Here is a 14,682-nt window from a genome sequence, read left to right as displayed (position 1 = left end):
GGCGACTATGGCACATCGTGAGCGTCATCGAAGCGAGCGAATCGGATGGCTGCGTGCGTCGGTGCTCGGCGCCAACGACGGCATCGTCTCGACCGCGAGTCTGGTGATCGGGGTCGCCGCTGCGGACTCCGCGCGGCAGGGGATTCTGGTCGCCGGCGTGGCCGGCCTGGTGGCCGGCGCGCTGTCGATGGCGGCCGGCGAATACGTCTCGGTCAGCTCTCAATCCGACACCGAGCAGGCCGATCTCAAACGCGAGCGGCACGAGCTTGCCACGCAGCCGCAAGCGGAGGAAGACGAGCTCACGGCTATCTACGTCGCTCGAGGATTGGAACCGGAGCTCGCCCGGACCGTCGCCCGGCAGCTGATGAAGACCGGCGCCCTCGCGGCGCACGCGCGCGACGAGCTCGGCCTCACGGAGGAACTCGCCGCCCGTCCGCTGCAGGCCGCACTGGCGTCGGCGGCGACCTTCGCGGTGGGAGCGCTGGTACCGATACTCGCAGTGCTCCTGGCGCCTGCGGGCGCGGCGGCCGTGGCCGTCGCAGCGGTGTCGCTGGTGTGCCTGGTCGCGCTCGGCGCCACCGCTGCCTACGTCGGCGGCGCTCCCGTGCTCGCCGGCGCGGCGAGGGTCACCGTGTGGGGTGTGCTGGCCATGCTGGCGACCGCACTGGTCGGACGGTTGTTCGGCACAGCGGTCGCATGAAGCGGCGCGCGGGCGGCCTCGATTACCCGACGTGTCTCGGTTTCGGCGACGCCGGAGCCGCGACGCGCTCGAGCGGCGCCGCGACCACGCGCTGGATCTGCCGCAGCAGTCCCGCTTCAGACGCCGTCATCAACGACACCGCTCGCCCCTGCTGCCCCGCGCGGCCGGTGCGGCCGATGCGGTGCACGTAGTCCTCGGCGACGAGCGGCAGATCGAAGTTCACGACCAGCGGCAGGTGCGCGATGTCGAGGCCACGCGCCGCGATATCGGTGGCCACCAGCACGCGCACCCGGCCGGCCTTGAAATCCTCGAGCACGCGGCTGCGCGCGCCCTGGCTCTTGTTGCCATGGATCACGCCGGCGCGGACGCCGCGGCGGTCCAGATCTTCGCCGACGCGGTTCGCGCCGCGCTTGGTGCGGCAGAAGACGAGCGCCTGACCGCCGGCGTGCTGCTGGAGGATGCGGGTGAGCACGTCGCGCTTGCGATCGACTGTGACGTCGTGCACCTGATGGGTCACGGTGGCGGCGACCACCTGCCGCGGCGACACGTCGACGCGTACGGCGTCACGGGTGAACCCGGCGGCGAGGCCGGCGACGGCATCGGACAGCGTCGCGGAAAAGAGCAGCGTCTGCCGGCGGCGAGGGAGCGCCGCCACGATGCGGGTCAGCGCCGGCAGGAACCCCATATCCAGCATCCGATCCGCTTCGTCCAGCGTGAGCACGTCGATGCCGGCCAGGTCGATCGTCCGCCGCTGCAGATGATCGATGAGGCGCCCTGGCGTCGCGACGACGATGTCGACGCCGCGCCGAAGCGCCTGCACCTGAGCGTGCATCGCGACACCGCCGAAGATCGCGACCACACGAAGCGGCGTCGACGCCGCGTAGCCCGAGAGCGCCTGGTGCACCTGCGCCGCGAGTTCCCTGGTGGGAACGAGGACGAGAGCCGCGGGAAGCCGGCGAGCGGTGCCCCGTTCGCGCGCGAGAAGTCGCTCGATCGTCGGCAGGCCGAAGGCGGCGGTCTTGCCGGTGCCGGTCTGGGCGCGCGCGAGCACATCGACGCCGCTCAGCACGAGCGGAATCGCCTGGCGTTGAATCGGCGTCGGGGTCTCGTAGCCCAGTCGTGCGAGAGAGGCGCAGGCCGTGGGGCCGAGCCCGAGTTGCGAAAACATGAAGATCCTCGAGTGCCCGGGAGCGGTTTCCCAGCGGCGCGATGCGGGCATGTGTGGACGCCTCGCCGCCGGCATGGCGGACGCGCGCCTCACCGAAACGATGTGTCTCGGGCGGATTCGACTCGGAGCCAGGCTGGATATAAGGAGGACCGTGCCAGAGGCCGGCAACGCTTACAGACGGCAGAGCGCGTGGGAAGATCCGATCCTCAGCAGTGTATCACGTCGTGCTTCGCACTCATGGTGCGCGCCGCGATCGCTCCTGACGCGAACGTGAGGACGCCGGCGAGGTAGACGGCCCAGACCAGGCCGAACCGCGCGCTCACCACGCCGGCGAGCAGCGCTCCGGCGGGATAGCCCAGATCGCGCCAGAACCGATACCAGCCGAGGGTGGTGGCGCGCCGGCTCGCGGGCGAGATCTCCGCGGCCGCAGCCAGCAGGGCCGGATACACCATGGCGGTCCCCGCTCCGAGCAGAACGGCTCCGAGCGCGCCGCTCGCGTACGTCGACGGCATGCCCGCACCAATCACGCCGAGCGCGAACGCCTGCACGATCATGCCCCACAGGATCAGCGGACGCCGGCCGGCGCGGTCGGCGAGCGCACCGGTCGCGAGCTGGCCGACGCTCCAGGTCAGCGGATAGATCGCTTTGATGATGCCGATCTCATCGACCGCCAGGCCGTGCGCGGCAAACAGCAGCGGCAGCACGCCCCAGGACATCCCGTCGTTGAGGTTGTTGATCAATCCAGCCTGACACACGCCGAACATCGTCCGTCTCGCCGATGCCGCATCGAGCGTTCCGGACGGGCGGACCTCCGGGGCTGCCGGCGGTGCGGCGTCCCGCAGGAATCCGCTGGTGTCGCGAACCGCCAGCACCGACAGACCCAGTCCGAGGATCGCGTAGACGATGCCAAGGTAGAACGGTTCCGGCCGGAGCCCGGTCCGGGCGGCGATGTAGCCCGTGAGCAGCGCCGTGACTCCGAGGCCGCCATAGCCGGCGAACTCGTTGAGACCCATCGCCGTCCCGCGCTGCCGCGCCCCGACGAGGTCGTTCTTCATCGCCACCGTCATCGACCAGGTGAATCCCTGGTTGGCGCCGAGCAGGACATTCGCCGCCACAATCCACGTCCACGAGGGGCCCCACGCGAGCATGAAGGGAACGGGCAGGCCGATCGCCCAGCCGGCGATCAGCATCGCCTTCCGCGTGAATCGATCCGCGAGGAAGCCCGAGGCGACGTTCGACAGCGCCTTCACCAGGCCGAAGGCCACGATGAACGAGAAGATCAGCGTGTCGGACGTGAGGTGGAACTCCTCGGTGGCCACCAGCGGCACCACCGTCCGTTCCAGACCGACCATTCCGCCCACGCAGAAGTTGACGAGGACGAGCAGCGAGAATTGCGCCCGGTTCTCCCGGATGCCGAGCCGGCGTTCCACACCGCCAGCCTACGATTCGCGGCCTCGATTCGTCCAATGAAACGATGCGATTGTTCCGATAGACGTGATGAATCCCTAGGCAGGCGTGCGGCCGGTCCGGCCGGCGGCGGGGCGCACGGGGAACGTTCGCTCGAGCAGCTGCAGCATCGCGCGGCATGCCGCGCCGTGATGTTTCTGCGGATGGTCGATGACCAGGATGTTGCGGGCCGGCAGCGCCGCCTTGACCGGCAACGCCGCCAGGCGGCGCCCGGCCAGTTCTTCGGCGACGGTGAGCCGGGACACCATGGCGATGCCGAGGCCGCCCATCACGGCGCGCTTGACCGCGTCGGGGTGGTCGAACGTCATCGTCCGCGCCGGCGCGAGGCGGTGCCGGTGCCACCACGCCGTCGTCTGCCGTCGCGTATCCGAGCCCTCCTCGCGCAGCAGCCACGTTTCGCCCTCCAGTTGTGCGGGCTTCAGCGTCCGCGCGCGCGCCAGCGGGTCGTTGGGGAGCGCGACCACCACCAACGCGTCTTCAGAGAGGCTCCGGGATCGCAACTCGGCCGAGGGCAGCGTGCCGGCGACGATGGCCATGTCGAGATCGTTGCGGGCGACACGCTCGACAATCGTGTGGATCGGGCCGATTTCCAATCGCAGGTCGTAGGGACGATGGTCGCCGCGATACCTGGCCAGCACCGGCGGCAGCAGATAGAGACCGGGCGTCGCCGTGGCGCCGAGGCGGATGCGGCCGACCGCCCCGCGTGCCACTTCTTCCATGCGCTCGCGGGCGCGGTCGACCGCGGCGAGGATCCGCCGCGCCTCTTCGAGAAAGACCTCGCCGGCGACCGTCAGGGACACGCGGCGCGCGGCGCGGTTCAGCAGCCGCGCGCCCAGCTCCTCCTCGAGCAGCGCGATCTGATGCGACACGGCGGGCTGTGACAGACTGCAGAGACTGGCCGCGCGGGCGAAGTGACGCAGTTCGGCGACCGCCACGAAGGTGCGCAGCTGGCGCAGTTCCATTCATTCAGTCTATCAGCCGGATTCGATCATTTCATTGGACGAATCGTGTGCGATGTTCGTATCGTGGCGATGGCCGGCATTCCAGGAGGTGTGTGTGGCTCTCACCTGCCCAATCGGTTTCGACGTGGCAACCTTCCGTTCGGAAGTGCAGACGATCTACGGTCGGGTCGCGGCGTCGCCGGGGGGTGATTTCCATTTTCACCGCGGCCCGCAATACGCCGCGGGCGTGCTGGGGTACGAGCCGGCCGAGATCGCGGAGCTTCCCGCGGAGGTCACGTCCTCGTTTGCGGGCGTCGGCAACCCGCATGCGATTGGCCGGATCCCTGACGGCGCCACGGTCATCGACATCGGCTGCGGCGCCGGCATGGATCTTCTGCTGGCTGCGAAGCGTACCGGACCGGCCGGCCGCGCGATCGGCGTCGACATGACGGCGGCCATGCGCCGCCGGGCATCCGAGGGGGCCGCCGCGTCCGGACTGGCGAACGTCGAGGTGCGCGAGGGAGACGCCATGAGCCTGCCGGTCGACGATCGTAGCGCCGACGTGGTGATCTCCAACGGCGTGCTGAACCTCGTGCCGGACAAGGAACGCGCCGTCGCCGAAATTGCCCGCGTGCTCAAGCCGGGCGGTCGCGTGCAGATCGCGGACATCATCATCAGCGAGACGCTGCCGGAGAGCGCGCTTCGAGACGTCGATCTGTGGACCGGTTGAATCGCCGGCGCTCTGCTGGAAGCAGAGCTCATCGACGTGTTCGCCGGCCGCGGTTTCGGCGAGGTCGCCATCACCCGGCGCTTCGACTGTTTCGCCGGCACCTCGAAGGAGCGCACGGCCCGGCGCTATGGAGTGGTGGGCGTCAATCTGACGGCTGTTCGATCGGCGGACTGACCAGTCACGCCACCGCCTCCATCGCGTCACCGGCTGCCGGTTCGCGGCGCGCGTGGCGGTTCGCCATGTAATAGAGGACCGGGACGGCCAGCCGCGACAACAGGAGCGACGCGACTTCGCCGGCCATCAGCGAGATCGCCAGCCCCTGGAAGATCGGATCGAACAGGATGACGGCGGCGCCGACGATCATGGCGGCGGCGGTCAGCGCCATCGGCCGGAACCGCACCGCGCCGGCGTCGATCACCGCCTGCTCGAGCGGAAGCCCTTCGCGCAGCCGCAGCTCGATGAAGTCGACCAGGATGATCGAGTTGCGCACGACGATTCCCGCGCCGGCGATGAAGCCGATCATCGACGTGGCGGTGAAGAACGCCCCCGCCGCGGCGTGCGCCGGCAGGACGCCGACCAGCGAGAACGGAATGGCGATCATGATCAGCAGCGGCGTCTTGAACGACTGGAACCAGCCGACCACCAGCACATAGATCAGGACCAGCACGGCGGCGAACGCGAGGCCGAGATCGCGGAACACTTCGATGGTGAGGTGCCACTCGCCGTCCCATTTCATCGCGTATCGCGACGTGTCGAACGGCTGGACGGCGTTGAACACGTCGAGGCCATACCCCTCGGGCAGCGTCAGCCGTCCGATCGCCTCGTTCATGCGCATGATCGCGTAGGCGGGACTGCCGTTCTTTCCCGCCAGGTCGCCGGTCACATAGGTCACCGGCTGCAGATTCTTGTGGTAGAGGCTCGTCCCGTCCTGCGACGTCACGGCGCTGGTGAGTTCGCCGACGGCGACCGGCCTCGTGCCGCGAAGACGGATCGACTGCACGGCCTCGAGGCTGCGGTCGCCGCGCGGCAGCCGAAGCACGATCGGCACGTCCTCGCGCGCCCGCTCGTCGTGCAGCAGGCCCGCCGACTCCCCCGACCCGGCCATCCGTACGACGGCCGCAACCGCCGCCGGCGAGAGGCCTGCCGCGGCGGCCTTTTCGTTGTCAACCGCGAGCGTGATCTTCGCGTGCGGGTCTTCGACGTACCAGTCGGTATCGACCACCCCCGGAGTCTGCTCGAAGATCGACTTGATCTGCGCCGCCAGGGCCAGCCGCCGTGCCGGATCGGGCCCGTAGACTTCCGCGACGAGGGTCTGCAGCGAGGGCGGCCCGGGCGGCACTTCCGCCACCTGGATGGTCGCGCCGAACTGCCTGGCGATCGGCAGCAGCCGCTCGCGCACGCGACCGGCGATGTCGTGGCTCTGCACCCGACGCTCCGCCTTCGGCACCAGGTTCACCTGCAGGTCGGCGAGGTGCGGGGCGCGCCTGAGGAAGTAGTGTCGAACGAGCCCGTTGAAGTTGTAAGGCGCCGACGTGCCCACGTACTGCTGGACGTTGACCACCGTCTCGTCCTGCAGGGTGGCCGACGCCAACGCCGACGCGACGCGCGCCGTCGCCTCGAGCGCGGTTCCTTCAGGCATGTCGATCATGACCTGGAACTCGCTCTTGTTGTCGAACGGCATCATCTTCATCGTCACGAGCCCGAGCGGCACGAACGCCACTGCCGCCAGCAGCAGGGCCGCGACCGCCGTCAGGAAGATCGCGCGTCTCCTGCGGCTCGCGATCAGCGGTCCCATCACCCGGCGGTACAGACGCGTGATCAGGTCTTCGGCGGCATGCGCCGGCGCGGAGGGCTGGAGCAGACGGACCGCGGCCCAGGGAGTCACCACGAAGGCAACCGCCAGTGAGAAGATCATCGCCGCCGACGCGCCCACCGGGATCGGCCGCATGTAGGGGCCCGACAGGCCGCGAACGAACGCCATCGGCAGAATCGCCGCCACCACGGTCAGGGTTGCGAGCACCGTGGGGTTGCCCACTTCGTCGACGGCGCGCAGCGCAATTGCGGTCAACCCCTGTTCACCCCCGCGCATCCGTGCGTGGCGCACGATGTTCTCCACGACGACGATGGCATCGTCCACCAGGATGCCGACGGAGAAGATCAGCGCGAAGAGCGTGATCCGGTTCAGCGTGTAGCCGTAGAGGTAGAACATGAAGAGCGTGAGCGCGAGCGTGACCGGAATGGCGATCAGCACGACCGCCGCCTCGCGCCGGCCGAGCGCCGCCCAGATCAACGCCGAGACCGAGAGGACCGAGAGCAGCATGTGCCAGAGCAGTTCGTTGCTCTTGTCGGCTGCCGTCTCACCGTAATCGCGGGTGATGGTGAGCTGCACGTCCGAGGGCACGAGCGAACCCTCGAGGGTCTCGAGCTTGTCGGCCACCCGGCGCGCGACGTCGGTGGCATTGGTGCCCTTCCGCTTGGCGACCGAGATGGTGACGGCCGGGTGCGCGCCGGACGACTTCGACAGGAAGGTCACATAGGAGGCGGGCTCGGCGTCGCCGTCGACCACCTCCGCCACGTCGCGCACCAGCACCGGACGGCCGCTTCGGGACGCGACGACCGTGTTGCGCAGGTCATCCGGCGTACGCAGGCGGCTTCCGACTTCGAGACCGGTCACCAGCCCGCCCGCGACCGGACCCGACACGGCGCCGCGCACGTTGGTGCGAGCGATCGCCTGCTGAACCGACAGCGGGTCGACATCGTAGGCCGACAGCCTGGCGGGATCGATGTCGACGCGGACCTGCCGCGGACGGCCGCCGATGATCGCCACCTCCGACACGTCGTTGACTTCAGCGATGACGTCCCGAAGCTGGGCGGCGAGCGATCGCAGCTGATCGTCCGCGTACCGCGCCGACCACACCGTCACGGCCAGGATCGGCACATCGTCTATCGACCGCGGCTTGACGAGCGGTCCGATGACGCCCGGGGGAATGCGATCGGCGTTCGCCGCCAGTTTCTGGTTGAGGCGAACGAGCGCGGGCTCCTGCGGCTCGTCCACCGTGAATCGGACGACGACCATCGACTGGCCGGAGCTCGAGGTCGAGTAGACGTATTCCACGCCGGGCACTTCCCACAGGAGCTGCTCCAGCGGACGCGTCACGCGCTGTTCCACTTCGGCGGGCGTCGCTCCCGGCATCCCGGCGAACACGTCGACCATCGGCACGATGATCTGAGGCTCCTCTTCCCGCGGCAGCGCCACCACGGCGAGTACGCCAAGCGCCATCGACGCGGCAATGAACAGCGGCGTCAGCCTGGAGTGGATGAACGCGGCCGCGATCCGTCCGGCGGTGCCGTAGGCGGCAGCCATTTACCGCCTCCCCACGCTGACGCGGCGACCGTCGCGGACAGCGGCGGGCGGCGACAGCACGACTTCCTCGGATTCCGCCAGCCCCGCCAGCACCTCGGAGCCGCTGAGGCTGACCAGACGCGTGCGGGCGACGCCGTTGTCGACGACGAAGACGGAGGTCACCTGTCCGCGGCGGACGATCGCCGAGGCTGGAACCGTCAGCGCGCGGCGCGGCGGCCCGCTGAAGCGCGCCTTGCCGAACTCGCCCGATCGGACGTCGGGCAGGTCGGCCAGCGAGATCTTGACGAGAAGCGCTCGCGCATCAGCATCCAGCGCGCGGCTCACCTCGATCACGGTGCCTGTGGTGGAAGCGGCTCCGCTCCCGAGGAAGACCGGTATGCAGTCGCCGTTGCGAATCTGGCCGATGCGTGACTCGTCCACCCGCACGTCGAGGCGGAACCCGCGCGTGTCCTCGAGACGAAGAAGCGGCGTACCCGGCGACGCCATGTTTCCGGGCTCCACCAGCTTCTGCGTGATCACACCGTCGAACGGCGCGGCAATCGTTCGGAACGAGTCGATGGCGGCCGCCTGATCGCGTGCGGCACGAGCGCTGTCGACTGCCGCGGCGGCCTGTAACGCGCGCGCCGACACGCCGGCCACGCGCGCCTCGGCGCTCCGCAGCGCCGCCGTGGCGTCATCGAGTTCCTGTGCGGTTGCGGAGCGCCTGGCCTCGAGCCCGGTGATGCGATCGTAGGAGGCGCGAGCCAGGGCCAGTTCGGCTTCCGCCCCCTGGAGTTCCGCCGCGGCTGCCTTCGCGCCCTGCTCGGCGGCAAGCGCCGCCGACCGCGCCGCACGGGCACCGGCGCCGAGATCGTCGCCGTCGAGGACGATCAGGGTCTGCCCTGCGCGCACCCGATCGCCAGGCGACACGCGGACCTCGCGGATCGGCGCCAGGATGCGCGCCGCGATCGCTGCCGTCATGTCGGCCTGGACCACGCCACCCGAATCGATGGATGTGGACAAATCGGCAACCGCAACCCTGGCGGTCGTGACCGCGACGGGCTCCGAAGCATCGGCCGCAGCGGCGGCCTGAGGAGTCGAGCAGCCGGCGAGGGCCGCGCTCATCGAGAGCGCTGCCGCGATCGCCGCAATGGTGACGTGATGAGGTGCGTTCATGGTGTTCATTGCCTTCCTGTCGCGCGCAGCAGGGCCGCTGTCGCGGTGAGCACGTTCACGCGCGCAGCGATCTGCTGCGCCTCTGCCTGCTGCACGGCGTCGGCGGCGCGCAGCAGCATCGCCGCATCCGTGAGGCCGCTCTCGTAGCGGTCCCGGACGATGCGGCGGCTCTCCCGCGCCCGATCAGCGGCCGCCCGGCCCACCGCTTCGCTCGCCCGCGCGGCCTCGAGCCGGGCGATCGCGACCTGCACGTCGAGCCTCGCCATCGTCTCCGCCTTCCCTGTTTCGATGGCCCGGCGCTTCACCTGCTCGCGCGCCTCGGTGAGCCTGGCTCTGTCCGCGAAGCCCCGGAACACGTTGACCTGCACGACCGCGGCAGCCATCCAGCTCGAGGACCGCGACTGCCAGGCGCCGGCGTTCAGTTCGAGCCCGCCCTGCGCGGATACGTGCGGCAGAAACGCCGCCCTGGCGGTGTCTGCCGCGGCGCGGGCCAACTGCTCCTGCTGCCTGGCGAGGGCGACTTCCGGACGGTTCGTCACGGCTTCGTCTTCGAGGGCTCCCTGACGGGCGATGTCGATGGCGCCCGCCGCCGGCGCGGGATCGAGATCGAAGACCATGCTCAGGGGCTCCCCCATCAGCTGATTCAGCCGGGCGCGCGCGATGCGCTCGTCCGCCATGGCCTGCACCTCGCGCTCGCGTGTCAGCGCGACGTAGACGTCGAGCTGGAGCACGTCGGCGTCCGTCACGCAGCCGGCGTCGCGCCGGTTGCCGGCCAGCTCGCGATCGGCGCGAGCGGTCTCGACGGCGGCGGCCGTCGAACGGACCGTCGCGGCCGCGATGAGGACACGGCCAAACGCCTCGGTCACCGTGGACGCCAGGTCGTGCGCAACCAGGCGGCTGCCGGTCGCCGCCATGTGGCGCGCGATCGCCGCCGCGCGGACGTGTGCCGCGGCAGTGCGATCGAACAGGGACTGCTCGACGGAGATCGACGTCCGGATGTTGTTGGCGGCAGCGGGGCGATTCAGCGCCTCGAGGGCGAAGTCGGCCTGGGTGAAGTGCTGCTGCGCAAGGCGCGAGCTGAACGCGAAGACGGGATTGTTGCCGCGCTGCCACGACTGAGCGACGTCCACTCGCGGCAGGTAAGAACCGCGAGCCTGCGTGACGCGTGCGGCCGCTTCCCGCTCGATCGCCGCTGCCGACCCGGCGTCCGGGTTCTGCGCCATGGCGCGCGAGATCGCGTCCGACAGCGGCAGCCGCGCCTGCGCGGACACCGGCACGGCCGCGGCCAGCGTCGCGGCGACGGCGAGGATATGGCGAGTGATGATTCTGCCCATGCTCTGATTGCCCCTCGTGAACCCTGTTGGGTGCGGTCCCTCGAGCGATGAGCCAGTCTGCCGGGGCCCGTGGCCGCGAGCCATGCTCGAACGGCCGGATTTCTTGCCCGTGTCGGGGGGGCGGTAGAATGCATCGCGCCGCGGCCGGAAAACTTTGCCGGGAGGCCGGGTAGCGAATCGTCTGAGATGGATGCGTTTTCCGAAGTCCTGAGCGGCGTGAAGCTGAAGGGCGCGCTCTTCTTCACCGCGGAGTTGTCGGCCCCGTGGGCGTTTGCCACGCCGGCTTCGACGGCGCTCGATTCGGCGCTGGCCCTGGGCGCTCCGCATCTCGTGGTCTACCACCTCGTGGTCGACGGGGCGGCGCGCGCGGCGCTGCCCGACGGACAGACGCTGACGCTCGAGCCCGGCGATATCGTCGTGTTTCCCCACGGCGATCCCCATGAACTGAGCAGCGCGTCAGGCGCACACCAGGTGGACGCCGCCACGCTGATGAAGAAGATCGTGAGCCGGGACCTGACGCCGATGCGCAGCGGCGGCGGCGGCGACAGCACGCGCTTCGTCTGCGGGTACATGGCCTGCGACCCGCTGCTGTGCGAGCCGATCCTCGGCGGCTTGCCCGCGATGCTGAAAGTCAACGTTCGCACCGACCGCGCCGGACACTGGCTCGAGAGTTCGCTGATGAACCTCGTGGACGAGGCATCGTCGAATCGCGCCGGCAGCGATGCGATGCTGGCGAAGGTCTCCGAGGCCCTGTTCGTCGACATGCTGCGCCGCTACGTGGCTGGCCTGCCGGAGCACGAGACCGGCTGGCTCGCCGGCGCCCGCGATCCGATCGTCAGCCAGAGCCTGGCGCTGTTGCACGGCCGCGTCGGCCATCCGTGGACGATCGCCGAGCTGGCCGAGGCCGTCGGCGTCTCGCGAACAGCCCTCGTCGATCGATTCGCGAGGTACCTGTCGGAGCCGCCGATGGCGTACTTGACGCGATGGCGCCTGCAGCTCGCCGCGCGGGCGTTGACGACGACGCCGCGCGGCGTCGCCGAGATTGCCGCGGACGTGGGGTACGAGTCGGAGGCGGCGTTCAACCGCGCCTTCAAACGCCGGTTCGGCACGCCGCCCGCACGATATCGGCGCGAACAGCGGACCTCGCCGCCACGCGGCGCCCACGCCAAAGCATCGACCGCGTGACCGAACCGCGCACTCGGGCGGTGGCGCTTCCGCACGCGGCGGCCGCGGAAGGTCGATGCGCGAGGACCGCATTGACGCAAATAACTTTGCGTTGTAAAGTTCGGCCGTGCCACTCCCTGCACGCCTGACCGCCGTTTCGTGGCTCGACTGGAAGCTGGGCGCGCGGCTGCTGCGGAAGTATCCCGCCCTCACCATCATCGGCGGTGTCTCGCTGGCGGGCGCCATCGCCATCGGCGCGGTCGGGATCGAGCTTGCCGACGAACTGCTGTACAAGCGGCTGCCCTTCGATCACGGCGGCCGGGTCGTGCGCCTCGAAACGCGGGACACGGTGGCGTCGCGCGTGGAGCCGAGACTGCTGCACGATTTCGCGATCTGGCGGCGGTCGCTGAGGACGGTCGCGGAGCTCGGCGCGGCCCGCGTCAGCGAGCGCAACGTCCTCACCGGCGAAGGCCGCGTCGAATCGCTGCGCGTGGCGGAGATCACCGCGTCGGCGTTTCCACTCACCCGCGTGCCGCCGCTGCTCGGCCGGCCGCTGCAGCCGGCGGACGAACGGCCGGGGGCGCAGCCCGTCGTGGTCCTGGGTTACGACGTCTGGCAGAGACAGTTCCTGCGCGACCCGGCAATCATCGGCCGCGTCGTCACGGTGGGCCGCACCGCGCGCAGCGTGGTCGGCGTGATGCCGCCGCATTTCGGCTTCCCGCGCAACCAACAGCTCTGGGTGCCACTGCCCGTCCAGGATGCGGCGCCGAGGCAAGGCCCGGCCGTCCAGGTGTTCGGCCGCCTCGCTGACGGAGCGAGCTGGCCGGACGCCGCGGCGGAGCTCGACGTCGTCTCGGCACGCCTGGCCGCCGATCACCCCGCAACCCACGCGCAGCTGCGCACGCGGGTGCGCGCCTTCGCCGGCCGCACGCCCGGCGATCCGCTGCGGTTCGAGGATCTGGCGGTCCACGCCGTCGTCCTGCTGTTGCTGGGAGCGGTCTCGGCGAACGTTGCGACGCTGATCTTCGCGCGCACGGCGATGCGCGAGCCGGAAATGGTCGTCCGCCACGCGCTGGGAGCGAGCCGCGCCCGCGTGATCGCGCAGATCGTCATCGAAGGGCTGGTGCTGACCCTCGCCGCAGCCGTGCTCGGGCTCGTCGCGGCCCAGATGGCGGTGCGCCATGCCTGGGACCGGGCGAGTCAGATCATCGGGGACGGCCTGCCGTTCTGGGTGGATCCGACGCTCGAGCCTGCCACCATTGCGTATGCGCTGCTGCTCGCGCTCGTCGCCGCGGCAATGATCGGCCTGCTGCCCGCACTGAAGGCCACGGGCGCGTCCATCCAGCGGGGACTGCAGGGGATCACCAGCACCGGCGCAACGATGAAGTTTGGCGGCATCTGGTCGTTCATCGTCGGCGCGCAGGTGGCCTGCACGCTTTTGTTCGTCCCCGCCGCGGTAGGAATCTTCACCACGTCCCTTCAGAACCAGTCGAGGTCGGCAGTCTTTCCGGCGGAGCGGTACCTCACCTTCCGCCTCAGGATGGACAACGAGGCGCTGGCCGGCGAGCGCGGTGTGCCTGACGATGGCCAGATCGGCGCGCGTCGCGCGCGTGCCTACGAAGAACTAGCGGGCCGGTTGCGTGAGGAGCCTGGTGTGACGCACGTGGCGCACGGCGATTGCCTGCCGTGGACGTCGCCGGACCTGGTGGCGCTTGAAATCGAGCAGGACGGCGCAGCTCCGGCTCGCCTGCACGGCAATTTCGAGGGGGGATTCGCGATGGCCGCTGTCGGTGCCGGCTATCACGACGCGTTCGGCGCCAGGATCGTGGCCGGCCGCGGCTTGCATCCCGCTGACGCCGGGACGCCGAACGGGCCCGTCGTGGTCAACGAGGCGTTCATGCGCGTAGTGGGCAGGAATCCCGTGGGCGCACGCGTCCGCACGCTCCAGCAAGGCAGCGAGCGCGAGCCGGGACCCTGGCATGAGATCGTCGGCGTGGTCACCGATCTGGAGATGTTGTTCGCCGCCGATTGGGGTGGGGCAGCGTACATCTATCGGGCAGCCTCCGCGGCGGAGGTCGATCCTGTCGTGGTCGCTGTGCGCGTCGCGGGGAACGCAGCGCCGCTTGCGCCCCGCGTCGCCGCCCTTGCGCGGCAGGTCGATGCGGGTCTGCACCTCGCGGATATCGTCACCCTCGACGACATCGTCGCACAGGAGCAAACACGGATGTGGGGCACCAGCATCGTCTTTGGAGGCGTTCTGCTCGTGGCGCTGGTCTTCTCCGCGGCCGGTCTGTACGCGCTCATGGCCGTCGCCGTGGCGCGTCGCACCCGCGAGATTGGGATCCGTATCGCACTCGGCGCCAACCCCCGGCACGTGCTCGGCAGCGTGTTCGCTCGTGCCGGTCGTCAGCTCGGCGGCGGCATCGTCGCCGGCAATAGCCTCATCCTGCTCCTCGCCTGGCGCGCCGACAGCCTGACCGCGAATCTCCTCGTCTCGTCGGTGATCACGTCCGTCATCATGGCGGTCGTGGGCGTGCTGGCGTGCGCCGCACCGGCGCGCCGGGCGTTGCGCATTCAGCCGACCGAGGCATTGCGGCAGGGTTGAAGTACGGCTGACGGCGTCACGGCTGTGAAGCCTCGGGAGGCTTGTCGACGATCC

General features: G+C 70.0%; 11 protein-coding genes. 5 read left to right on the top strand and 6 right to left on the bottom strand.

Annotated features, from left to right (window positions below; genetic code table 11):
- Positions 1-7 precede the first annotated feature (7 nt).
- Positions 8-700, top strand: a complete 693-nt coding sequence (locus tag VFK57_13035) for a VIT family protein (GenBank protein ID HET7696631.1) — start codon at positions 8-10, stop codon at positions 698-700.
- Between the two features lie 22 nt (positions 701-722).
- Here VFK57_13035 and VFK57_13030 read toward each other — a convergent pair whose 3' ends face one another.
- The 3 genes from VFK57_13030 to VFK57_13020 form a co-directional block, all read right to left on the bottom strand.
- Positions 723-1,868 carry a DEAD/DEAH box helicase gene (locus VFK57_13030; GenBank protein HET7696630.1) on the bottom strand — a complete coding sequence of 382 codons (1,146 nt, stop codon included), beginning with the start codon at positions 1,866-1,868 and terminating at the stop codon, positions 723-725.
- Between the two features lie 206 nt (positions 1,869-2,074).
- A complete protein-coding gene (locus VFK57_13025; GenBank protein HET7696629.1) occupies positions 2,075-3,298 on the bottom strand; it encodes an MFS transporter in 1,224 nt (407 codons plus the stop codon).
- A gap of 75 nt (positions 3,299-3,373) precedes the next feature.
- Positions 3,374-4,297, bottom strand: a complete 924-nt coding sequence (locus tag VFK57_13020; GenBank protein HET7696628.1) for a LysR family transcriptional regulator — start codon at positions 4,295-4,297, stop codon at positions 3,374-3,376.
- Here VFK57_13020 and VFK57_13015 point away from each other — a divergent pair.
- Both VFK57_13015 and VFK57_13010 read left to right on the top strand, forming a co-directional pair.
- Entirely contained in the window at positions 4,275-5,006 is a 732-nt protein-coding gene (locus VFK57_13015) for a methyltransferase domain-containing protein (GenBank protein HET7696627.1), read from the top strand. The genes VFK57_13020 and VFK57_13015 overlap by 23 nt on opposite strands.
- Positions 5,007-5,042: 36 nt before the next feature.
- Positions 5,043-5,180: a hypothetical protein gene (locus VFK57_13010; GenBank protein ID HET7696626.1), complete on the top strand. Its 138-nt coding sequence runs from the start codon at positions 5,043-5,045 to the stop codon at positions 5,178-5,180.
- A gap of 4 nt (positions 5,181-5,184) precedes the next feature.
- Here VFK57_13010 and VFK57_13005 read toward each other — a convergent pair whose 3' ends face one another.
- The 3 genes from VFK57_13005 to VFK57_12995 are packed head-to-tail and all read right to left on the bottom strand — an operon-like array spanning position 5,185 to position 10,859.
- Positions 5,185-8,370: an efflux RND transporter permease subunit gene (locus VFK57_13005; protein ID HET7696625.1), complete on the bottom strand. Its 3,186-nt coding sequence runs from the start codon at positions 8,368-8,370 to the stop codon at positions 5,185-5,187.
- Positions 8,371-9,525, bottom strand: a complete 1,155-nt coding sequence (locus VFK57_13000; GenBank protein HET7696624.1) for an efflux RND transporter periplasmic adaptor subunit — start codon at positions 9,523-9,525, stop codon at positions 8,371-8,373.
- Between the two features lie 5 nt (positions 9,526-9,530).
- Positions 9,531-10,859 carry a TolC family protein gene (locus tag VFK57_12995; GenBank protein ID HET7696623.1) on the bottom strand — a complete coding sequence of 443 codons (1,329 nt, stop codon included), beginning with the start codon at positions 10,857-10,859 and terminating at the stop codon, positions 9,531-9,533.
- Positions 10,860-11,045: 186 nt separating this feature from the next.
- Here VFK57_12995 and VFK57_12990 point away from each other — a divergent pair, with 186 nt between their 5' ends.
- Both VFK57_12990 and VFK57_12985 read left to right on the top strand, forming a co-directional pair.
- Positions 11,046-12,044 (top strand): AraC family transcriptional regulator, encoded by a 999-nt coding sequence (locus VFK57_12990; protein ID HET7696622.1) that lies wholly within the window; start codon positions 11,046-11,048, stop codon positions 12,042-12,044.
- Positions 12,045-12,150: 106 nt separating this feature from the next.
- Positions 12,151-14,628 (top strand): FtsX-like permease family protein, encoded by a 2,478-nt coding sequence (locus tag VFK57_12985; GenBank protein HET7696621.1) that lies wholly within the window; start codon positions 12,151-12,153, stop codon positions 14,626-14,628.
- Positions 14,629-14,682: the final 54 nt, after the last annotated feature.

It is taken from the genome of Vicinamibacterales bacterium, assembly GCA_035699745.1.
In the GTDB taxonomy this organism is placed as follows: Bacteria; Acidobacteriota; Vicinamibacteria; order Vicinamibacterales; family 2-12-FULL-66-21; genus JAICSD01.
The sequence above is the reverse complement of the archived record's forward strand: the minus strand, read 5'-3'. Positions and strand labels throughout refer to the sequence as shown.